Raw genomic sequence first — 20,154 nt, forward strand, 5'->3', positions numbered from 1 at the left:
TCACATGACCCGGCACCCTCGAGGGGCCCTGTTCGCCACGTCGACGATGACCGGCTTCGGCATCGCCACGTGGGTGACCAGGACGCCCGCCATCCGCGACGAACTCGGGGCGTCGATCGAGGCGATGGGGCTCGTGCTCCTCGGGCTGTCGATCGGGTCGATGATCGGGATCCTCGGTGCCGGTGCGCTCGTCCGACGGCTCGGGACACGACCGTTGGTCCTGCTCGGCGGCGCGCTGCCCGTGGTCGGGATGGTCCTCGTCGCCCTGCTCGCCCCGGCGCAGGTGCCGGCGGGTGTCTGGGCGGGGCTGTTCCTGATCGGGTTCGGGTCCGGCGTCGCCGAGATCGGGCTGAACGTCGAGGCCGCCGCGGTCGAACGACACATCGGCCGCCCGGTGGTGCCGGTGCTGCACGCCTGCTTCAGCCTGGGGACCGTCGTCGGCGGGGTCGTCGGCATCGCGATGACGGCTGCCCGGATACCGGTGGTCGTGCACCTGCTGGTGGGGGCTGCGGGGATGGCGGCACTCGCGGCGTTCGCTGCCCTCAACCTGCAGCCCCTCCCGCGTGCCGGAGTGCAGACGGAGGGAGCCGACACCGCAGACGCCGCCGGCGCGTCCCGCGTCACCACGGCGACCCGCCGCTCCGTCATCACCGTGCAGCTCGCCCTCATCGCGGTGATCACGCTCGCGATGGCCTTCGCCGAGGGTGCGGCCAGCGACTGGCTCCCGCTCCTGATGACGACCGACCACGACGCCCCGGAAGCGGTCGGCTCGCTGGTCTTCACCGGGTTCGCGCTCGCCATGCTCATCGGCCGGTCGGCCGGCACCCCGCTCGTCACGCGGCTCGGGCGAGGCCCGGTCGTCCGGCTCTGCGCCGCGGTCGGCGGGATCGGGGTCCTGCTCGTGGTGGTCTCGCCGAGTCCGGTCGTCACAGCGATCGCCGCGGCCGTCTGGGGACTCGGCATCGCTCTCGGGTTCCCGCTCGCGATCTCGGCAGCGGGTGACCACCCGACCGACGGGGACCGCCGGGTGTCGGTCGTGGCCACCGCCGGCTACATCGCGTTCCTGGTCGGACCGCCCCTGCTCGGCTTCGTCGGCGAGCACCTCGGGCTGCAGGCCGCGATGCTCGTGCCCCTCGTGCTGCTCGTCGCCGCCTTCCTCGTCGCGCCCGCCGCCCGGGACTCCCGCGACGCCGACGTCCGGCGGACCGTCCCCACCTGATCCGCGACGCCGCGCGCGGGTGCGAGCGCGGGTCCGGGCGCGCCGCCCCGCGGATCGGTACGGTCGATCCCATGCCGTTCTTCCGCGACAGCCCCCAGCCGACCACCCCCTCGAAGATCCAGGCGGCGTGGTCCGACTCGACGGGCCGCCTGGCGACGCGGTGCCTGCAGGTGATCATCGTCGTGGTGGTCATCGCCGGCGTCGTCTACGCCGGCAGCGTGCTGAGCGTCGTCACCATCCCGGTGCTCCTCGCGCTCATCATCGCCTCGGCCATGCACCCGATCGTGTCCTGGTTGCGCAAGCACAAGGTGCCGTCGGTCCTCGCGACCCTCGCGGTGCTCATCGGCGTCCTCGCGGTGCTCGGGCTCATCGGGTGGCTCATCGTCGTCGCCGTCGAGAACCAGTGGTCGCAGCTGCAGAAGTCGGCCGTCGACGGGTTCCAGCAGTTGCAGGACTTCGCGAAGAACCTGCCCATCTCGATCTCGGACAAGCAGGTCGACGACGCCGTGGCGTCCGTCACCGACTTCATCACGAGTGCGCAGTTCGGCTCCGGTGCCCTGGCCGGCGCCTCGGCCACCGCGAACTTCCTGACCGGACTCGTGCTGATGATCGTGGTGCTGTTCTTCTTCCTCAAGGACGGCCCGAGCATCTGGGAGTTCCTGCTCCGCCCGTTCACCGGTGAGCGCTACGACCGTGCACGCCGGGTCGGCGACCGCGTGGTCTCGACCCTCGGCGGGTACGTCCGAGGCACCGCCACGGTCGCGGCCGTCGACGCCATCGGCATCGGTGTCGGCATCGCGATCGTCGGCGTCCCGCTGGCACTCCCCCTGGCCGTCGTCGTGTTCATCACGGCCTTCATCCCGATCGTCGGTGCGACCGCGGCCGGCATCCTCGCGGCCCTGGTCGCGCTCGTCGCACTCGGTCCCGTCCAGGCGCTCATCGTCGTCGGGATCGTGATCCTCGTGAACCAGCTCGAGGGCAACCTGCTCCAGCCGGTGCTGATGGGACGCACCCTCAAGCTGCACGGCCTGGTCATCCTGATCGGCCTGACCGCGGGCACCGTCCTGGCGGGCATCACCGGCGCCATCATCTCGGTGCCGTTGCTGGCCGCCGCGTGGGGCGCGATCCTGGTCTGGGACGGCCCGAACACCCCCGCGCGTCCGTGGCGCAAGAAGCGCAACGAGGACGTCACGGCCCACGAACTCCCCGCCGACTGAGCTCCGGGGCGTTCTGCGGACATCCGTTTCGCGCAATCGCGTCCGTCGCACGAAGATGAACACGTGCTCGTCTCCATCGTCTACATGAGTCGCGCCGTCGTCCCCTTCGACGACGACGACCTCGCGACGCTGCTCGACGGCTCACGGCTCCGCAACGAGGCGCTCGGTGTCTCCGGGCTGCTCGTCGTGAAGGGCGGCCGCTTCATGCAGTTGCTCGAGGGTCCCGCGTGGAGCGTCGACGACCGGTTCGCCGCGATCAGCCGTGATCCGCGGCACGGCGAGGTGAAGTCGCTCATCCGCGAGGACATCGAGCGACGACGCTTCGACGGCTGGTCGATGGCCTACCGCTCGCTCGACGACGCGGACGTCCACGCGGAGCCGGGCTTCAGTCCGTTCCTGTCCGGCGGGACGGACTTCCCGCGGTCGTTCGACCGCACGAGCGCCGCGTGGCTGCTCAAGTGGTTCCGCGACCGCGAACTCCACGACCGCTGAACGCGTCGTCGACGACCCCGAGCAACCGGTCGCGGTGCGCCGGGTCCGCCGTGGCCGTCAGGACCAGCCGCCACATCGTCGCGACCGCGGGGAACAGGTCGGCTCGCCCGGTGCGGACGTCGGACACCAGTTGCACGCCCGTGAAGTACGGCACGACAGTGGCACCGAGCTGCTCCGCGGTCAGGTCGGTGCGGAGCTCGCCGCTCGCGATCGCCAGCCGGAACACGTCGACGATCCCGCCGATCCACTGCTCGTAGAAGCTGACCGTCGCCGCGTGGAACTCGCCGCGCTCGAGTGACAACCGGATGCCCGCCCGCACGATCGGGTCGGTCCGCAGCAGGTCCGCGATGGCTCGTGAGGCGCCGACCAGGGCAGCTGCTGGTGACTGCTCGGTGTGGCTCACGACGTCGAAGGTCCGGACGTTCTGCTCGTCGATCACACCGAGCGCGAGGGCCAGCTTGGTCGGGAAGTGGAAGTGCAGCGCCCCCTGCGAGACGCCCGCCCCGCGGGCGATGGCCGCGATCGTCGCGGCGGCGAAGCCGACGCGGTCGAACTCCTCCGCAGCGGCCACCAGGATCTGCTCACGTCGTTCCACGTGACCAGTCTCACGGACGGGAGGCGCGGCGCGGGCCCGCACCGCGCCTCCCGTCCGATCGTGATCGCGTCAGACCGCGTCAGGCGACCCGCGCGCTCAGGTGAGCGCCAGCAGGTTGTTGACCTGCTCGTTGATGCCGGTCAACGTCGAGATCGGCTTGCCGTTCGCGTAGACGTTGTCGAAGGCCGGCTGCAGCAGCGCCTGCACGTCCGCCGGGTTGCGGGTGACGGGGAACAGGAAGGTGGTCTTCTCCTCGACCTGCCGGGTGAAGGCCGACACGTCCAGCCCGCGCTTCCGGAACGACGCGACCGCTGCCTCGGTACCGGCGGGGCGAGCCGGGAACACCACGCCCGCGCGGCCGACGATCTCCTGCGCGGTGTCGCTGCCGAGGAACGCGACCCACTTCGCCGCCGCCTCCGGGTCCTTCGCCTGCTTCGTGATCGAGTCGCCGAGCCCGTTGAACATCGACGCCCGCTTGCCCGTCGGCCCGATCGGCGTCGGCGCGACGGCGATGTCGAGGTCCTGCATGTTCAGGTAGGTGCCGATCATCCACGAGCCGTTGAAGGACAGCGCGCACTTGCCCGCGCCGAGCTGGACGTCCGGACCGGTCGTCGTCGAGAAGACGCCGTACTTCGCCATGTAGCCCTTGTCGGCCAGGCGGTAGTACCAGGCGAGGGTGTCCTGCACGGTCTTCTCGTCGTAGCGGAACCTGTCGCCCCACGGGTTCTCGTTCGTGTAGAACCAGTCCGTCGTCCCGGTGAAGGGCGACCACTGCGTCTGGCCGAAGCCGTCGCCGCCGGACCCGTTCGACGAGATGCCGTAGACCTCGACGTGCTCCTTGTCGAACCCGGGCTCGTCACCCCGCCGACCCTTGGAGTCGATGGTCAGGTGCGCGAGCATCCGCTCGAACGAGCCGCCGTCGTCGGGGTTCCACTCGAGCGTGGCGAGCTCGTCGTCGGAGACGCCGGCCTGCTGCATCGCCTTCCGGTCGTAGAACATCCCGATGGTGTCCCAGTCCTTCGGCGAGCCGTAGCGGTGCCCGTCCTGGCCCTTCCACAGTTCGGCAAGGCCGGATTGGTAGTCGTCGTCGCTGATGGACTTCGTCGCGTCGAGCTCGTCGAGCTTGTAGAGCACGTCGAGGTCGGAGAACTGCGGGAACTTCGTCAGGTGGTCGGTGAAGACGTCCGGCGCGGTGCCGGCGATGAACCCGGCCGTCAGCTTGGTCCAGTAGTCGGCCCACCCGAGCTGGGTGATCTGGACCGTGATGTCGGGGTTCTCACGGTGGAAGGCCTTCGCGACCTGCTGGTAGGCGGGCAGCTGGTTGGAGTCCCAGAGCCAGTAGCTCACGGTGCGGGCGCCGCTCTTCGACGCGGTCCCCCGGCTCGGGGACGAGCAGGCGGCGAGCGCACCGAGGGCGAGGGCTGAGGCGCCGCCGGCGAACAGTGCGCGGCGGGAGAGGGTGTTCGTCATGGTGTGGTCCTGTCCGAGCCGGGGCTACTTGATCCCGGAGAAGCCGATGGAGTTGACGATCCGCTTGGCGAAGACGCCGAACAGCACGATCATCGGGAGCGCCGCCACGAGGGTCGCGGACATGAGCCCTGCCCAGTCGGTGCCGGACTGGGGGGACTGCGACTTGAAGACGCCGAGTGCGACGGTGAGCACCCGCGAGCTGTCGGTGTACGACACCATGAGCGGCCAGAAGTAGTCGTTCCAGCTCGTGATGTACGTCAGCACGGCGAGCGTCGCGATCGGCGCGGCGGCCATCGGGATGACGAGCCGGAAGAACACCCGGACCTTGCCAGCGCCGTCGATGAGCGCGGCCTCCTCGACCTCCTTCGAGATGCCGAGGAAGAACTGCCGCAGGAAGAACACCGCGAACGGGGTCATGAACATCGTCGGCAACGCGATGCCGAGCAGGTTGTCGACGAGCCCGAGCTGCTTGATGAGCGTGAAGTTCGGCAGCAGCGTGAAGATCGCGGGCACCATCAGGCCGGCGAGGAACACCCCGAAGACCTTGTCGCGTCCGGGCCAGCGCAGTCGGGCGAAGGCGTACGCGGCAGCGGCCGAGAAGAACACCTGGCCGACCGTGACGAGCGTCGACACGATCACGGAGTTGAGCAGGTACCGCCAGAAGTTCAGGGCAGCGCCGGAGCCACCCTGGGCCAGGGCCTCCTCGGTGGACTGCAGGCCGAGGACCCGCTCGAACCCGCCCAGGCTGAACCCGACGGGCAGCAGTGACGTCGGGTCGGAGTTGATCGCACCGTTCGACGACAGGGCGGTGCGCAGGATCCAGTAGAACGGGAACAGGGTGACGACGATGACGATGATCATCGCGACCCAGGCGAGGACGCGGCCGACCGACGGACGGCGACGGTGGCCGGCTCCGAGTCGGGGCGGACGCTTCGTGGTGACGGAACGGGTGAGGGTCGTGGTCATGGTGCGGCGCTCCGTTCAGTCCAGGTCCGACTCACCCGAGCGGGTGAGGCGGTACTGGATGATCGTGATGATGCTGAGGACGATGAGGAGCGCGACCGAGACCGCGGACGCGTAGCCGAACTGGAACCGGCCGAACGCCAGGTTGTAGATGTAGTTCTGCACGACGTTCGTGGCGTTCGCGGGGCCGCCCTGCGTGGTGACGGCGACGGTGTCGAACACCTGGAACGACCCGATCACGGTGATGATGAGCACCAGGGACAGGATCGGGCGGAGCAGCGGCACCGTGATGCGCCAGAACATCTTCCACTCGCTCGCACCGTCGATGCGGCCGGCTTCGTAGACGGTCTCGGGCAGCGACTGCAGTCCGGCGAAGATCAGGAGCGCCGTGTAGCCGACGTGCCGCCACACGTTGATGAGCGCGATCGACGGGATGCCCCAGACGTCGCTCTGCAGGAACGGGATGCGGTCCAGGCCGAGGGCCGCGAGCATCTCGTTGCCGATGCCGAGCTGGGTGTCGAGGATCCACAGCCAGACGAGCGCCGCGACGACGTTCGACACCAGGTAGGGCGCCAGGACGATGCCGCGCACGAAGGTCGACTTCGTCAGGCGGTGCATCATCACCGCGATGAAGAGCGCGACGACCGTCTGGATGACGATGTTGATGAGCACGTACTCGATGGTGACGGCCATCGAGTGCCAGAAGATCGAGTCCTGCACGAGCCGGGCGTAGTTCTGCAGCCCGGTGAACTCCGGCTCGGTGAGCAGGTTGTAGGACGTGAAGCTCAGGTAGATGCCCCGCACGGTCGGCCAGGCGAGGAACACCACGAAGCCGATCGCGGCCGGCGCGATGAACAGCAGCGCGAGCCACAGGTCGTTCCGGGGACGGCGGCGGCGTGGGACGGTGGTGCTGGCGAGCGGGAGGTCGGCTGCCCGACTCCTCCGTCTCGTGCTGGTGGTCGTCAAGGGTGACGACACAGGGCTCTCGGTGGCCATCGCGACTCCTTCGTCTGCGGTGGACTGACGTGCAGCAGTCCGTGAGCCGGGAATCTACACGTGGGGACAGCGGGTGGCAAGAGGCTCTTTCACGGTTTGATTCCGGGGTTGTCACGTGTAGACAATCGTGTCAGGATGGCGCTCGATCGCATCGGCGCGACCTGCCCGGCGACGCATCCCTCACCTTGGAAAGGTCACTGATGATCTCTGTCGGAATGGTCGGCGCAGGCCAGTTCGCCCCCAGTTCGCCAAGTTGTTCAAGCTCCACCCGGACGTCGACCGCGTCTTCGTGACCGACCTCGTCGACGACCGTGCGTCGGAGCTCGTCGAGTCGCAGCACCTCGACGGCACGTTCGCCGACTTCGACGCCGTGCTCGCCTCGGACGTCGACGCCGTCGCGATCTTCACCCAGCGCTGGACGCACGGCCCCCTCGTCGTCAAGGCGCTCCGGGCCGGCAAGCACGTCTACTCGGCGGTGCCGATGGCGATCTCGGTCGACGAGATCCGCGACATCATCGAGGCCGTCCGCGAGACCGGGCTCACCTACATGATGGGCGAGACGAGCTACTACAACCCCGCGACGGTGTTCGCCCGCAAGCAGGTCGCCGACGGCGCCTTCGGCCGGGTCTTCTACTCCGAGGGCGACTACGTGCACGACATGGACCTCGGGTTCTACGCCGCGTACCAGTTCAGCGGCGGCGAGGACTGGAAGCGCACCGCAAGCTATCCGCCCATGCTGTACCCGACCCACTCGGTCGGCGGCGTCCTCGGTGCCATCCCCGGCCACGCGGTCAGCGTCAGTTGCATCGGCGTCAAGGACGACCGCGGCGACGGCGTCTTCGACAAGGACGTCAGCCAGTTTGACAACGACTTCTCGAACGCCACGGCCCTGTTCGAGCTCGACAACGGCGGCGTCATGCGCATCAACGAGATGCGCCGTGTCGGCTACCCGTCGCACATCCGCGAGTCGCGCTTCCGCTACTTCGGCACCGAGGCGAGCTCTCGAGCAGCCTCGCGAAGGTCAGCGTCTGGCAGGACAAGGAGGACTCGCACGACATCAGCGACAAGATCAACACGCAGGCGACGATGGACCTCGACGACCCGCGTCTCGCCGGGGTCGACCCCTCGCTGCGCGACGCGTTCGTGTCCGGGTACGCCGAGGTGCACGACACCGACCGCCTGCCCGCCGAGTACGCCGGCGTGCCGACCGGGCACGAGGGCTCGCACCAGTTCCTGGCCGACGACTTCGTCCGCGCCGTCGTCGACCGGACCCTGCCGCCGGTGAACGCCTGGACCGCCGCTCGCTTCACGCTGCCGGGCATCATCGCCCACCAGTCCGCGCTGCAGGGCGGCGCACGCCTCGAGGTGCCGGACTTCGGGGACGCCCCGGAGACGACCTCGGCGGTGCCCTCGTCTAGTATCGCCAGCGAATAGCAAGTGGTGTTCGGGTGTCGGTCCACACGGGCCGGCACCCGAACGACTTCCGACCCGACGAAGGTGGCACCCGTGACCGTCCCGACGACCCCGAGGGCGGTCACCCGCGCCGACGTCGCCCGGTACGCCGGCGTGAGCACCTCGGTCGTCAGCCATGTCGTGCACGACGGCCCCCGCCCCGTGGCGGCCGCCACCGCCGCCCGGGTCCGTGACGCCATCCGGGTCCTCGGGTACCGCCCGAACGCCAGTGCCCAGGCACTGCGCACCGGGTCGTCGAAGATGCTCGGGCTCATCGTGCCCGAGCTCGACAACCCGTTCTGGTCGGAGCTCGCCGTCGAGGTCACCCACGCCGCGGCCGCCCGCGGCTACGACGTCCTGCTCGCCAACAGCGACGGTGACGGCACCCAAGAGCGCGAGCGGCTCCGCAGCCTGTCGGCACGGCAGGTCGACGGCATCATCCTGACGAGCATCATGACCCACCCGGACCTGTCCAACGTCTCCGACCCGGGCATCCCGCTCGTCCTGCTCAACACCTTCTTCGAGGTCCCCGACTACGCGAGCATCGGCGTCGACGCCCTGCGCGGCGCCCACGACGGCACCCGGCACCTGGTCGAGCACGGCTACGGGTCGATCGGCCTGGTGATGGGGCACGCCGGCTCGATGGAGCTCCGCGAACAGGGCTGGATGCGGGCCCTGCGCGACGCCGGGCTACCGGACGGCCCGATCGTGCGCTGCGACTTCACCCGGCGGGGCGGGTACGAGGCCGGCCTCCGCATGTTCGCGGACGGGACGGGACCTCGCGCCGTCTTCGTCAGCTCGGACATGCAGGCCGTCGGCGTGCTGCGGGCACTGTGGGAACTCGGCCTGCGGGCACCAGAGGACGTCGCGATCGTGTCGTTCGACGGCGGTGCCGAGGCGGACTACACGAACCCGCAGCTCACGACGGTCCGGCAGCCGATCGAGACGATGGCGACCGCCGCCGTCGACCGCGTACTCGGGCTCGACGCGGACAACCAGTGGCACCGCGACCTGGTGCCCGCCGAGTTGGTCCTCGGCGCGAGTTGCGGGTGCGACGTGCGTCGCTGACGCACCCACCAGACGGACGGGAGGCGCGGGTCGGGCCCGCCACGGGCCTCCCGTCCGTCAGCTGGCCGTGTTCACCCACGTGCTGCCTCGTGATCGCTTCCACCACGGCCGGCGTTCCGCCTCCTCGTAAGCGGCCAGCCAAACGGCAGCGACCCGTGACTTCAGCTGCCGAACGATGGCGCTGAGGAAACAGACGACGAAGAAGATCACCGTCGCGGTGACGATCACGACGTAGAACACGAGGCTGAACCCGAAAGCGGCATCGGAATCCGACGCCGCGATCGATGAGATGACCGATGATGCGGTCGTCGCCAAGATGGCGAACATCGCTGTCCCCGCTCCGAGCAGCTGCAAGAACATGCCCGGACCGAGCTGCGATCGATCTCGCAGTTCCCCGAGGACCTTCTGCCGCAGATCCGCGTCCTTCGCTGCGCGTAAGTACGCAGTCACGTCCACCTCGGTCGGCACGCGCCCGTTGGTCCGCTTCGGCATGAAGTGCTTCCATCGATCCTGCTCGGGCACGGTGTCGGTTCGGTCTCGTTGTCCCACATCGATCGCTATCGGCACCGCACACGACCGCGTCACGTGTCGGACGCACGCTCCATGACGGCGGTGAGCCGCTGGAGCGGCACACGCTGCTGGGACTCCTGCGTCACCGCGACCGCTTCGACCGGCTCGCCGGAATCAGTGTCGACGAAGCGCAGGTCCGACGTCAGCTCGGACGGCCGGTACCGGTCGGCCCAGCCGCCGAGTGCCAGCAGCACCAGCGAGAGGTCGCGGCCGGCGTCGGTGAGCACGTACTCCTCGCGCGCCCGGGCGCCCTCCGGCTTGTAGGTCGTGCGCTCGAGCACTCCCCGTCGACGAGGGAGGCCAGTCGTGCAGTGAGGACCTCGCGCGGGACGCCGAGGCTCTGCTGGAACTGACTGAAGCGCGTGGAACCGGCGAGGGCGTCGCGCACGATCATGAGCGTCCACTTCTCGCCGAGGACGTCGAGGGACCGTGCGATGGGGCAGCGCTCGTCGCCGCCGAGGATGCCGAGCATGCGTTCATCCTAGCTGGGTTCGATTTCTGGACACACGTGCTAGGTTCGGGTTCCGTACTCAACTTCTCTCGTCTGGAGCCCCTCATGACCGACCTCACCAACGCCATCGTCCTCGTCACCGGAGCGAACGGCGGCCTCGGCGCCGAGTTCGTCCAGCAGGCCCTGGACCGCGGCGCCGCCAAGGTCTACGCGACCGCCCGCACCCCGCGCACCTGGGACGACGAGCGCATCGTGCCGCTCGCCCTCGACGTCACCAGTCAGGAGAGCGTCGACGCCGCAGCCCGCGCCGCAGCCGACACCACGATCGTCGTGAACAACGCCGGGATCGCCGGCGCCGACCCGCTCGTCGACACCTCCGTCGAGGAGGTCGAGCGCATCTTCGCCACGAACGTCTTCGGCGCGCTGCGCGTCGCCAAGGCCTTCGCCCCTCGATCGGCGGCGGCGCACTGGTCGACGTGCACTCGGCCCTGAGCTGGATCGCCCTCGCCGGTGCGTACTCGGCATCGAAGGCGGCGTTCTGGTCCATCACGAACTCGCTCCGCCTCGAGCTCACACCCCAGGGCACCCAGGTCGTCGGCGCACACCTCGGCTACACGGACACCGGCATGACCGCGGGGCTCGACGTCGAGAAGTCCGACCCGGCCGACATCGTTCGGCTCATCTGGGACGCCGTCGAGGCCGGCGAGCACGAGGTGCTGGCGGACCAGGTCAGCCGTGACGTCCGCGCCGGGCTCAGTGCGCCGCTGACCGCGCTCTACCCGGCGCTCGCGACCGCTTGAGGCTCGTTCTCGTCGGGGCGGTGACGGTTCTGGTTCGCGAACACCGGGATGCGCGAACCAGGACCGTCAGTCACCGCAGGCGACTTCCCTCGCCCTGCAGGTACCCTGGCCCGATGACGGCGGGGAAGCGTCTGCTCGGCAGCGCGGCGGGTGGACATCCCGCGGGCGCGCTACGGCCTTCTGGGTGACGGCGGCGCTCGGGACGGTCGCGGGCTACGCCACGTGGCTCTGGCTGTACCTCGCGTCGGACGTCGACAACCGGCGTTCGGCTGACGACTACGCTCACCCGAACGAGGGCGCCCTGTCACTCGGTCTCCCCGTCGTGGTGCTGGCGCACGCGATCGGCTTCGGGTTGCTCCTGCTCACCGCCCGACGCGCCCGTCGCGACCGTCGGTCGGCGTGGTGGTTCGCCGCGGTCGCACTGCTCACGGGCTCCCTCGTCGGGATGGCGGCGCTGATGCCGCTCACCGAGGGCCACCTCCTGATGCCGTACCCGCCCGCGTTCGCGCCGTGAGCGCCACGGCTCAGCCGCGGGCGCCTCTGTCGGTGATGTCGCGGTTCACTTCGGCGATCGCGGCGCGCTCCTCGACGGAGATGCCTGCGGCAGCCAGGACGCGGCTGAGCACGCCGCTCTTCCGCTCGATGTAGTCGTCGATGTCCTCGGCCTCGGCGGCCGCCCGGCGCTTCACGGCGGCGTACTCCTCGCGCAGGACCGGGTCGGCGCACAGCACGTCGCGGACGGCGAGGTGGTTCCGGAGCGAGAGCGATCCGGCGGTGGCGACGTAGGTGTTGCTCGGGGCGAAGCGCTCCGGTGTCCGGAAGGCCTGCCGGTCCGGGACACCGAGGTCTCCCCGTGCCTCGAACCCGATCATGGCCAGCGCTGCGACCGCCGCCGCGACTTCTTCGGGATCGACCACGATGTCCACGTCGATGACGGGCTTCGCTGCCAGGCCGGGTACCGAGGTACTGCCGACGTGTTCGATGCTGCGGTACCGAGCGCCGGCGGCGTCGAGAGCCGCGGCGTACGCGTCCCGCAACACCGCGAACCGCTCGGGCCACGACGGCTGGTACTCGACGACCTCGATCATCGAGTGCGCCGCGTGGCAGGCGGTGGTGCGAGGAGCTGGAACATGACGTGGTCGCGCCATGCTCCGTCGATCGTGATGTACTCCGGCGCGAAACCGTACCGGGTGAAGCCAGCGGACTCGAGGGCACGCTGCGACCCGATGTTCTCCGGAAGGGTCTCCGCCTGGACGCGGTGGAGTCGGAGGACGTCGAACGCGTGGGCAGCAGCAGCGGCGACGGCGCGGGAAGCGTGGCCCTGGCGCAGCCGGTCAGCGCGGATCCAGTACCCCATCGCGCAGGACTGCAGGGCCCCGCGGGTGATGCCGCTCAGCGTGATGCGCCCGAGGAGTTCACCGTCGGTCGACTCGATCACGAACGGGACCGCGGTACCGGCACGCTCCGCAGCGAGCGACTGCACGATGACGTCGTGCTGGCCCTGCTCGGTGAAGTACGCCGGTGCCCGGGACGGCTCCCACGGTCGGAGGTGCTCGGCGCTCGCGGTGATGACGGCGGCGAGCGTCGCCGCGTCGTCGACGCGGAGCAGGCGCAACCGGGTGTCCATGGCGGAGGGTGTGGGATTCGAACCCACGAGACATCTCTGCCCACCTGTTTTCAAGACAGGCTCCATCGGCCGCTCGGACAACCCTCCAGTGACGCGACCACGTGGCGAGACGTGACCGCGTCCCGGGAAGTCTAACGGGCCTCCCGTCCGCCGTGCGCGTCAGCGCATGCCGGGGTCAGCGCGGCAGGGAGTCGAGCGCCGCTGCCAGGCCGTCGTCGGACACCCCACCGGTGAGTTCGTTGCCGGCGTCGACGACGTCGTCGGGCGCCTGGCCCATCACGACGCCACGGCCTGAGGTCGAGGCCCACCGCAGCATGTCGATGTCGTTGCGACCGTCGCCCGCGGCGAAGACGCGCGACCGGGGGATGTCGAGCCACTCGCGCACGCGTTCCATGGCGGTGGCCTTCGTCACGCCCTCGGGTGCGATGTCGAGCCACGCGGTCCAGCCGACGGTGTACGAGACCTTGTGCAGGCCCATGTCCTCGACGATCTGCAGGAACTCCTCGAGCCCGTGCTCCGGCGAGATCACGACGACGCGGGTGGCCTCGACCGTGAGCAGCTGCTCGAACGGCACCAGCTCGCCGGCGTTCGTCATGGTGTCGGCGGGGAAGTTCTCGGACAACCGGAAGTGGCCGGTCTCGTCCTCGACGCCGAAGGCCGCGTTCTCCAGGGCGCCACGGATGGTCTGCAGGACGTCGCTCGGGTCGAAGTGCTCGACGTGGATGCGCTCGTAGGACCCGTCCGGACGACGGGCCAGGGTCAGCGCGCCGTTGGCGCAGACGAGGTACTTCGGCTCGATGCCGAGCGTCTCGAGCAGCGGCACCGTCATGCCCTCGCTGCGGCCGGTCGACAGCATGACCTCGTGCCCGGCGGCCTCGGCATCGCGCACGGCGGCGACCACCGCCTCGGTGATGACGCCGTCCTCGCGCATGGTGGTGCCGTCGATGTCGAGCGCCACCAGCCACCGCTTCGTGCGGGCGGGAGCACCGGCGCCCGCGTCCTGCGCTGAACCGTCGACGAACCGCCCCTGGGAGGTCATCGGGGTTCGATCAACTCGACGCCCCCGAGGTAGGGGCGCAGCACCTCGGGCACGACGACGGAGCCGTCGGCCTGCTGGTGGGTCTCGAGGATCGCGACGATCCAGCGGGTGGTCGCGAGGGTGCCGTTCAGGGTGGCGACCGGGGCGGTCTTGCCGCTCTCGGTGCGGTACCGGATGTCGAGGCGACGGGCCTGGAACGTCGTGCAGTTCGACGTCGAGGTGAGCTCGCGGAAGGTGCCCTGCGTCGGGACCCAGGCCTCGATGTCGTACTTCTTCGCCGCGCTCGTGCCGAGGTCACCCGCGGCGACGTCGATCACGCGGTAGTGCAGCCCGAGGTCCTGCAGCATCTGCTCCTGGTACGACACCAGCTTCTCGTGCTCGGCCTCGGCCTGGTCCGGGTGGACGTAGGCGAACATCTCGAGCTTGTTGAACTGGTGCACGCGCAGGATGCCGCGGTTGTCCTTGCCCGCTGAACCGGCTTCGCGCCGGTAGCAGGTCGACCAGCCGGCGTAACGGTGCGCGGTGTTCTCGATGTCGAGGATCTCGTCGGCGTGGAAGCCGGCGAGGGCGACCTCGCTCGTGCCGGTCAGGTACAGGTCGTCGGCCTCGAGCCGGTAGACCTCGGCCGCGTGCTCACCGAGGAAGCCGGTACCCGCCATCGTCTCGGGGCGGACGAGCGTCGGGGTGATGAGCGGTTCGAACCCGGCGGCGATGGCGCGGTCGAGTCCGAGCGACATGAGCGCGATCTCGAGCCGTGCGCCGAGGCCGCGCAGGAAGTAGAAGCGCGACCCGGAGACCTTCACGCCGCGCGGGATGTCGATGATGCCGAGGTGCTCGCCGAGGTCGGCGTGGTCCTTCGGCTCGAAGTCGAACTCGGGCTTGGTACCGACGGTGCGGAGGGTGACGAAGTCCTCTTCACCACCGGCGGGGACGCCGGGCAGCACGACGTTCGGGATGGCGCGCACGACGGAGTTGAAGGTCTCCTCGGCCGCGGTGACGGTCGCCTGGGCTTCCTTCACCCGAGCCGAGAGCGCCTGGGCCTGCTGCACGAGCGCGGCCTTCTCGTCCTTCGGGGCCTTGGCGACGGTCTTGCCGAAGGCGTTCTGCTCGGCGCGGAGCGACTCGAACGCGGTGATCGCGCTGCGTCGGGCGGCGTCGGCGGCGACGGCCTCGTCGACCACGGCGACGGATGCACGGCGGGACTCCTGCGAGGCCTTGATGACGTCCGGGTTGTCACGAAGCAGCTGGGGATCGATCACCGCTCCATCCTAGAGGCGGCGACATGGGGAGGAACCCGCCGCTCGCAGCGTCCGGTCGGTACCGTTGGTCGCATGTCGACCCCTTCGGAGACCGCGCCCGCGGACCAGGACGCCCTCCCCACCGAGCACCGGACGGCAGCCGTGGTCTACAACCCGGTCAAGGTCCACCTGCCCACCCTCAAGGCCACCGTCGAGCAGCACCAGCAGGAGGCCGGCTGGTCCGAGACCCTGTGGTTCGAGACCACCGAGGAGGACCCGGGCGGAGGCATGGCACGCGCAGCACTCGACGCCGGGGCGGACGTCATCGCCGCCGCGGGTGGTGACGGCACCGTGCGCGCCGTCGCCGAGGTCGTGCACGGCTCCGGTGCTTCACTCGCGCTGCTGCCGAGCGGGACCGGCAACCTGCTCGCCCGCAACATGAAGCTCCCCCTCGACGACCTGGCCAGCAGTGCCCGCACGATCTTCTCCGGGCACGACCGGGCGATCGACTTCGGACTGATCGGCATCGAACGGCCCGACGGTGCCCGCGAGCAGTTCGGCTTCGTCGTGATGGCGGGCCTCGGGCTCGACGCCCGGATGATCGCGAACACCCGCCCCGAGCTGAAGAAGCGCGTCGGATGGCTCGCCTACCTCGACTCGCTGCTGCGCTCCGTGCGGGACACCGACGGGTTCGAGTTCAAGTACCGGCTCGACGAGTCGGCCCGCAACGGTTCGGTGCGTGCGCACTCGGTCATCGTCGGCAACTGCGGCATGCTGCAGGCGAACGCGATGCTGCTGCCCGACGCCGAGATCGACGACGGCGTGTTCGACATCGTCGTGATGCGCCCCCGCGGCTTCTTCGGCTGGGTGCGGATCGGTGCCCGCGTGTTCTGGGAGAACGGGATCCTGCGCTGGTTCCGGCGCTCGGCCCTCTCCGAGACCCTGATCGGTCGACGCATCACGACGGCGGCGAAGCAGGAACGCCCGCTGCGCTACATGCGCGGCGAGGAGTTCACGCTGCGGCTCGAGAAGCCCGACGAGTTCGAGATCGACGGCGACCCCGTGGGCGAGATCACGGCGTTCCGTGCGCGGATCGACCCCGGTTCGCTGACCGTCAAGGTGCCGACGGTCGAGCCGAAGCCGAGCTGGGTGCGCGGCCGCAAGCGCTGAGCGGCGCGGCCCGTGCGGCCCGTGCGGCGTTGCTCACTCGGTGCGAGGTTGTTCGGGCGCACGGAGTGATCAACCTCGCACCGAGCAGCAGCGACCGACCGACCGACGAGCACAGCGCCGCGCGGCAGCACAGCGCCGAGCGTCAGCCCGCGTCGGGCTCGCCGGACACGATCGCACGCAGCCAGTCCCGGGCCTCGACGAACGCGGCGTCCGAGTAGCGCGCCGGAACCTCGGGCTGCGCGCCGTCGGCTCGCGGGTACGACCCGAGGAACGTCACGCGCGGGCTGAACCGACGCAGGCCGAGCAGGGCGTCGGCCACGCGCTCGTCCTGCACGTGCCCGTCCAGGTCGATGACGAACCGGTAGCGGCCGAGCTCGTCACCGATCGGCCGCGACGACAACAGCCCCATGTTGATGCCGCGGGTCGCGAACTGCTCGAGCATGTCGACCAGGGCGCCGGGGTGGTCGGCGGGCAGCTCGACGATGACGCTCGTCTTGTCGGCACCGGTCGGCTCGGGCAGCGCCAGCGTCTTCGACACGAGCACGAAGCGGGTGACGGCCGAGGCGTTGTCGCCGATCGACGACGCGAGCACGACGACGTCGTGGTGGTCGGTGATGCCGGGCGGTGCGACGGCGGCGTCGGCGGTGGGGTTCGCCTCGAGCAGGGCGAGCGCGGCGGCGACGTTGGACGACGCCGGGATGTGACCGTGGCCGGGCAGGTTCGCCTCGAGCCAGTTGTGGGTCTGCGCGTACGCCACCGGGTGGGCGTTCACGGTGCGGACGTCGGCGAGCACGGTGCCGGGGCGCGCGACGAGCACGAAGTCGACCGGGACCAGGTACTCCCCACGATCCGCACGCCGGGGATCCGGGCGAGGGCGTCCTGCGTCGCGCTGACGCCACCGTCGACGCTGTTCTCGATCGCGATGACCGCACCGACCGAGCGGCCGGACATGACGTCGTCGAGGGCTTCACCGACGTTGTTGACGCTCCGCCACGGCTTGCCTGCCGCGGCCTCGACGAGCTTCAGGGCCGCCTCGGTGAAGGTGCCGGCGGGTCCGAGGTAGGAGTACGTGTCGGACGGCGCGGCGGGGTCGGTCATGGGCCGAGCCTATTGCAACGACCGAGCCTGCAGCCCCGGGCGCACAGCGCCGTTCAGTCGGTGCTGGCGCCGGTCAGCCGGGCCTCGCAGATCGCGGTGTCGTCGTCGTCCCGCGGGTACGTCAGGGCAGCGAACCGCCCCTCGGGGTCGAGCCGAGTCAGCAGTGCGGCCGCGATGCCGTCGAGCTGGACGACCTGCTCGTCGCTCAGGGCGTCGATCACGACGTGGCGTGCGGTGCGGACGTGGTCCGGAGCGGCCTCGACGATGGTGGCGTACCCGGCGTCGGTGAGCCGGACGTCGGTCGCCCGGCGGTCCGAGGTCGACGGGCAGCGCGTCACGAGCCCGCGCTTCTCGAGCCGGGACACCACGTGCGACAGCCGGGGCAGCGAGGCGTTCGTGGCCGAGGCCAGGGCCGACATCCGCAGCGTGCGGCCGTCGGTCTCGGAGAGCATCGCGATGACCATGTAGTCGAAGTGCGTCAGGTCCGCGTCACGCTGGAGCTGCTGGTCGAGCGCCGCCGGCAGCAGTTCCATGACGGCCACGAGCTTCATCCACGCGCGCAACTGCTCGCGGGTGAGCCACGGGGTCTCGTCGGTCATGTCGGCATCCTACCGAAAGGTTGTCGCTTTAACCAGTGGTCTGCGAGCCGCGCACGACAGATCGCCGCGCCCGGACCACCCCGATGACGAGCACCGCCACCACCACGAGCAGCAGCACGCCCTCGACGATCAGCAACCGCGTGCCGTAGTCGAACGGCAGGATCGTGGGGTTCTTCTGCCCGTGCCGCTTCGCCGCGATCTCGGGCAGCACCACGAGGGCCAGCACGCTGCCGAGCACGATCGCCGTCTGCACCACGACGAGCACCCACGCCCGGAGCGACCGTCCCGCGCGACGCAGGAGCAGTCCGGCGCCGACGACGAACGGCGACAGGATCGCGTCGTGCAGGATCACCGCGCCGAGCAGCCAGGCGGCCAGCCCGCCGATGCGCTTCGGGGACACGGACGTCACCAGGACGTAGGCGCCGAACGCGATCACCAGCACACCGAGCACGACGAGCACGATCCGTGCGGCCTTCACCGCAGCACCTCGATCTTCTCGATCCACTTGGTCTGCAGCACGCCCGGTCGCCCCGGGGCGATGATCCGCGCCGGGAACCCGTGGTCCAGGTCGAGCGTCGAACCGTTCAGCTCGAGCGCGACCAGGGTGGTCGGGTCCTCGGCGTACTCCGGCCCCATGTCCATGATCCGGTAGCCGCCGTGCCGTTCCAGGCTCGTGACGCGCACGTGCGAACCGGGTTCGGCTTGCACGGCGCCGAGCAGGTCACGCATCCGCACGCCCTTCCAGCTGGCCATCTGGCTCCACCCCTCGACGCACGAGATCGGCAGGTCGACCTCGGTGGTGCCGAGCGCGACGAGTTCCGCGCGCACGAAGGTCCGCGTCACGTCGAGTCCGACGACCGTCAGCGTCCAGTCCGCGGCGGTCGCGCTGGCGAGCACCCCGCCGCGCGGGCGGTGCGGTTGACCGGCAGGCCGTTGGCGCCGAGACCTCGCTGGCGCGCGCCGAACACGTTGAACGGTTCGGCGAGCTTCGAGGACTGCCCCGCCGTCAGGGCGACGACGCCGACGACCGCGGCCGTCACGCCGCCGAAGAACCCGCGTCGTGCGATCCGCTGGCGTCGGCCCTGTGCGCGCTCGTCGACCGACCGGGAGGCCCGGGTCGGCTCCGGCACGTCGGCCGTCGGCTGGTCCGGGGCTGCGTCGACCGCGTCGACGCCGTCGATCCAGCGGAACACGCGGCCGAGCAGGCCGGGGGCCGTGGAACCGGCCGTCTCGGCGACCGCAGCCGGCGGGGCGGACGCGGGGCGGGCCTCCCGGACGGGTGGGAGCAGCTCACTGCCGGACGCGGGATCCGCGATGAACCGGCCCTGCTCGTCGTAGGAGTCGCGCTTCCGCCAGTAGCGGGCGATCACCGGCAGCTTCGACGCGATGTGGATGACGAGCGACCCGATGATCACGTACGCCATCGCGTTGTGGGCCTGGCGGAACGGGAACGGCCACGGGTACCACTGGTACGTGTTGAGCAGGCCGGTCGTGACCTGGATGATCGACGCCGACACGAGCACGGCGATCGACAGCCGCTCGAACAGGTGGAGCACGCCGCGCACCGGCGGGACCTGCACCAGCGCGGGCATGACGGTGTTGAGCTTGGCCAGCAGCAGCGGGATGATCGCGATGCCGGTGGTGATGTGCAGGCCCTGGGTGAACTGGTAGAGCTGCGTCGGCCGGGTCGGGAACCGCATCCAGCCGAGGGGCTCCTGCAGCAGGTGACTGTAGATGCCGGTGCCGAAGCAGACCACGAAGGCGATGCCGAGCAGTCGTCCGAGCACCACCGCGGAGCGCGCGTTCCGGTTCGGCGAGGCCAGTGCGGCCCGCGCCTCGAACAGCAGGTGCCGCACGCCCGCTAGCCTCGACGGACCATGAGCGACCGACTGCGTGCCGTCCGACCGTCCTCCGCCGTCGGCCCCGGTGCCCGCCTCGCCCTCGTGGGAGCGGTCGTCGGAGTACTCGCCCTCGCGGGCGTCATCGCCTTCGGCGTCACGCATCTGGGGTTCCTCCGATCCGACACTCGTTCGTCATTCGTTGCGTGGACGCTGATCGCTTGGACGGTGTTCGTGATCGCCGTGCTCGCG

General features: G+C 70.1%; 21 protein-coding genes, 1 tRNA gene and 3 pseudogenes. 9 read left to right on the top strand and 16 right to left on the bottom strand.

Features of this window, described 5'->3' with window-relative positions; genetic code table 11:
• Nucleotides 1-4 precede the first annotated feature (4 nt).
• From JN350_RS17515 to JN350_RS17525, 3 genes are all read left to right on the top strand, one after another.
• Nucleotides 5-1,219 carry an MFS transporter gene (locus JN350_RS17515; protein ID WP_205462994.1) on the top strand — a complete coding sequence of 405 codons (1,215 nt, stop codon included), beginning with the start codon at nucleotides 5-7 and terminating at the stop codon, nucleotides 1,217-1,219.
• A 71-nt stretch (nucleotides 1,220-1,290) separates the two neighbouring features.
• Nucleotides 1,291-2,436 (top strand): AI-2E family transporter, encoded by a 1,146-nt coding sequence (locus JN350_RS17520; RefSeq protein ID WP_123291852.1) that lies wholly within the window; start codon nucleotides 1,291-1,293, stop codon nucleotides 2,434-2,436.
• A 63-nt stretch (nucleotides 2,437-2,499) separates the two neighbouring features.
• A complete protein-coding gene (locus JN350_RS17525) occupies nucleotides 2,500-2,928 on the top strand; it encodes a BLUF domain-containing protein (RefSeq protein WP_205462995.1) in 429 nt (142 codons plus the stop codon).
• Here the strand turns inward: JN350_RS17525 and JN350_RS17530 are convergent.
• The 4 genes from JN350_RS17530 to JN350_RS17545 form a co-directional block, all read right to left on the bottom strand.
• Nucleotides 2,891-3,523, bottom strand: a complete 633-nt coding sequence (locus JN350_RS17530; protein WP_133937647.1) for a ScbR family autoregulator-binding transcription factor — start codon at nucleotides 3,521-3,523, stop codon at nucleotides 2,891-2,893. The two genes, JN350_RS17525 and JN350_RS17530, sit on opposite strands and share 38 nt — an antisense overlap.
• Nucleotides 3,524-3,619: 96 nt before the next feature.
• A complete protein-coding gene (locus JN350_RS17535; protein ID WP_205462996.1) occupies nucleotides 3,620-4,993 on the bottom strand; it encodes an ABC transporter substrate-binding protein in 1,374 nt (457 codons plus the stop codon).
• Between the two features lie 24 nt (nucleotides 4,994-5,017).
• Nucleotides 5,018-5,959, bottom strand: a complete 942-nt coding sequence (locus tag JN350_RS17540; RefSeq protein WP_111084668.1) for a carbohydrate ABC transporter permease — start codon at nucleotides 5,957-5,959, stop codon at nucleotides 5,018-5,020.
• Between the two features lie 15 nt (nucleotides 5,960-5,974).
• The gene (locus tag JN350_RS17545; protein ID WP_240347407.1) at nucleotides 5,975-6,952 is read right to left on the bottom strand and encodes a carbohydrate ABC transporter permease; all 978 of its coding nucleotides are present in this window, start codon (nucleotides 6,950-6,952) and stop codon (nucleotides 5,975-5,977) included.
• Between the two features lie 200 nt (nucleotides 6,953-7,152).
• On the opposite strand from JN350_RS17545, the pseudogene JN350_RS17550 reads away from it, so the two are divergent.
• Nucleotides 7,153-8,386, top strand: a pseudogene (locus JN350_RS17550) (Gfo/Idh/MocA family protein).
• A gap of 72 nt (nucleotides 8,387-8,458) precedes the next feature.
• Nucleotides 8,459-9,472, top strand: coding sequence for a LacI family DNA-binding transcriptional regulator (locus tag JN350_RS17555; RefSeq protein ID WP_461963280.1), 1,014 nt, complete (start codon nucleotides 8,459-8,461; stop codon nucleotides 9,470-9,472).
• Between the two features lie 57 nt (nucleotides 9,473-9,529).
• Here the strand turns inward: JN350_RS17555 and JN350_RS17560 are convergent, their stop codons facing one another.
• Both JN350_RS17560 and JN350_RS21220 read right to left on the bottom strand, forming a co-directional pair.
• On the bottom strand, nucleotides 9,530-9,994 hold the full coding sequence (locus JN350_RS17560; protein ID WP_205462998.1) for a hypothetical protein: 465 nt from the start codon (nucleotides 9,992-9,994) through the stop codon (nucleotides 9,530-9,532).
• 59 nt (nucleotides 9,995-10,053) lie between these two features.
• Nucleotides 10,054-10,514: pseudogene (locus JN350_RS21220) on the bottom strand (winged helix-turn-helix transcriptional regulator).
• A gap of 84 nt (nucleotides 10,515-10,598) precedes the next feature.
• Between JN350_RS21220 and JN350_RS21225 the strand changes: the two are divergent.
• From JN350_RS21225 to JN350_RS17575, 3 genes are all read left to right on the top strand, one after another.
• Nucleotides 10,599-10,985: an SDR family NAD(P)-dependent oxidoreductase gene (locus JN350_RS21225; protein ID WP_461963283.1), complete on the top strand. Its 387-nt coding sequence runs from the start codon at nucleotides 10,599-10,601 to the stop codon at nucleotides 10,983-10,985.
• Nucleotides 10,970-11,293 (top strand): SDR family NAD(P)-dependent oxidoreductase, encoded by a 324-nt coding sequence (locus tag JN350_RS21230; RefSeq protein ID WP_461963285.1) that lies wholly within the window; start codon nucleotides 10,970-10,972, stop codon nucleotides 11,291-11,293. Before JN350_RS21225 ends, JN350_RS21230 begins: the two co-directional genes overlap by 16 nt.
• 184 nt (nucleotides 11,294-11,477) lie before the next feature.
• Entirely contained in the window at nucleotides 11,478-11,807 is a 330-nt protein-coding gene (locus tag JN350_RS17575; protein WP_205462999.1) for a hypothetical protein, read from the top strand.
• Nucleotides 11,808-11,817: 10 nt separating this feature from the next.
• Here the strand turns inward: JN350_RS17575 and JN350_RS17580 are convergent, their stop codons facing one another.
• From JN350_RS17580 to serS, 5 genes are all read right to left on the bottom strand, one after another.
• Complete coding sequence (locus JN350_RS17580; protein WP_205463000.1) at nucleotides 11,818-12,381, bottom strand: GrpB family protein; 564 nt, start codon at nucleotides 12,379-12,381, stop codon at nucleotides 11,818-11,820.
• Entirely contained in the window at nucleotides 12,378-12,920 is a 543-nt protein-coding gene (locus JN350_RS17585; RefSeq protein ID WP_205463001.1) for a GNAT family N-acetyltransferase, read from the bottom strand. Before JN350_RS17585 ends, JN350_RS17580 begins: the two co-directional genes overlap by 4 nt.
• A tRNA-Ser gene (locus JN350_RS17590) sits at nucleotides 12,920-13,007 on the bottom strand. The genes JN350_RS17585 and JN350_RS17590 overlap by 1 nt, the downstream gene beginning before the upstream one ends.
• An 88-nt stretch (nucleotides 13,008-13,095) precedes the next feature.
• Nucleotides 13,096-13,959, bottom strand: a complete 864-nt coding sequence (locus JN350_RS17595) for an HAD-IIB family hydrolase (protein WP_205463002.1) — start codon at nucleotides 13,957-13,959, stop codon at nucleotides 13,096-13,098.
• Nucleotides 13,956-15,218, bottom strand: a complete 1,263-nt coding sequence (serS, locus tag JN350_RS17600) for a serine--tRNA ligase (protein ID WP_205463003.1) — start codon at nucleotides 15,216-15,218, stop codon at nucleotides 13,956-13,958. Before serS ends, JN350_RS17595 begins: the two co-directional genes overlap by 4 nt.
• Before the next feature lie 72 nt (nucleotides 15,219-15,290).
• Between serS and JN350_RS17605 the strand changes: the two genes are divergently transcribed.
• On the top strand, nucleotides 15,291-16,367 hold the full coding sequence (locus JN350_RS17605) for a diacylglycerol/lipid kinase family protein (RefSeq protein ID WP_205463004.1): 1,077 nt from the start codon (nucleotides 15,291-15,293) through the stop codon (nucleotides 16,365-16,367).
• A gap of 142 nt (nucleotides 16,368-16,509) precedes the next feature.
• On the opposite strand, the pseudogene pheA reads toward JN350_RS17605, so the two are convergent.
• From pheA to JN350_RS17625, 5 genes and pseudogenes are all read right to left on the bottom strand, one after another.
• Nucleotides 16,510-17,465: pseudogene (gene pheA / locus JN350_RS17610) on the bottom strand (prephenate dehydratase).
• Nucleotides 17,466-17,518: 53 nt separating this feature from the next.
• Nucleotides 17,519-18,064: a MarR family winged helix-turn-helix transcriptional regulator gene (locus JN350_RS17615; protein WP_123291838.1), complete on the bottom strand. Its 546-nt coding sequence runs from the start codon at nucleotides 18,062-18,064 to the stop codon at nucleotides 17,519-17,521.
• Nucleotides 18,065-18,092: 28 nt separating this feature from the next.
• Complete coding sequence (locus tag JN350_RS17620; RefSeq protein WP_205463005.1) at nucleotides 18,093-18,542, bottom strand: hypothetical protein; 450 nt, start codon at nucleotides 18,540-18,542, stop codon at nucleotides 18,093-18,095.
• A complete protein-coding gene (locus JN350_RS19945) occupies nucleotides 18,539-18,961 on the bottom strand; it encodes a molybdopterin-dependent oxidoreductase (protein ID WP_240347409.1) in 423 nt (140 codons plus the stop codon). Before JN350_RS19945 ends, JN350_RS17620 begins: the two co-directional genes overlap by 4 nt.
• The gene (locus JN350_RS17625; protein WP_240347410.1) at nucleotides 18,925-20,067 is read right to left on the bottom strand and encodes a hypothetical protein; all 1,143 of its coding nucleotides are present in this window, start codon (nucleotides 20,065-20,067) and stop codon (nucleotides 18,925-18,927) included. Before JN350_RS17625 ends, JN350_RS19945 begins: the two co-directional genes overlap by 37 nt.
• Nucleotides 20,068-20,154 lie beyond the last annotated feature (87 nt).

It is taken from the genome of Curtobacterium sp. 24E2 (assembly GCF_016925595.1).
Taxonomy (GTDB): Bacteria; Actinomycetota; Actinomycetes; order Actinomycetales; family Microbacteriaceae; genus Curtobacterium.

Excerpts from the sequence above, each read along its gene's own strand:
- JN350_RS17515 (WP_205462994.1), top strand. The coding sequence starts at position 5 with ATGACCCGGCACCCTCGAGGGGCCCTGTTCGCCACGTCGACGATGACC.
- JN350_RS17520 (WP_123291852.1), top strand. The coding sequence starts at position 1,291 with ATGCCGTTCTTCCGCGACAGCCCCCAGCCGACCACCCCCTCGAAGATC.
- JN350_RS17535 (WP_205462996.1), bottom strand. The coding sequence starts at position 4,993 with ATGACGAACACCCTCTCCCGCCGCGCACTGTTCGCCGGCGGCGCCTCA.
- JN350_RS17540 (WP_111084668.1), bottom strand. The coding sequence starts at position 5,959 with ATGACCACGACCCTCACCCGTTCCGTCACCACGAAGCGTCCGCCCCGA.
- JN350_RS17545 (WP_240347407.1), bottom strand. The coding sequence starts at position 6,952 with ATGGCCACCGAGAGCCCTGTGTCGTCACCCTTGACGACCACCAGCACG.
- JN350_RS21225 (WP_461963283.1), top strand. The coding sequence starts at position 10,599 with ATGACCGACCTCACCAACGCCATCGTCCTCGTCACCGGAGCGAACGGC.
- JN350_RS17580 (WP_205463000.1), bottom strand. The coding sequence starts at position 12,381 with ATGATCGAGGTCGTCGAGTACCAGCCGTCGTGGCCCGAGCGGTTCGCG.
- JN350_RS17585 (WP_205463001.1), bottom strand. The coding sequence starts at position 12,920 with ATGGACACCCGGTTGCGCCTGCTCCGCGTCGACGACGCGGCGACGCTC.
- JN350_RS17595 (WP_205463002.1), bottom strand. The coding sequence starts at position 13,959 with ATGACCTCCCAGGGGCGGTTCGTCGACGGTTCAGCGCAGGACGCGGGC.
- JN350_RS17605 (WP_205463004.1), top strand. The coding sequence starts at position 15,291 with ATGTCGACCCCTTCGGAGACCGCGCCCGCGGACCAGGACGCCCTCCCC.
- JN350_RS17615 (WP_123291838.1), bottom strand. The coding sequence starts at position 18,064 with ATGACCGACGAGACCCCGTGGCTCACCCGCGAGCAGTTGCGCGCGTGG.
- JN350_RS17625 (WP_240347410.1), bottom strand. The coding sequence starts at position 20,067 with ATGCGTGACGCCGAAGGCGATGACGCCCGCGAGGGCGAGTACTCCGAC.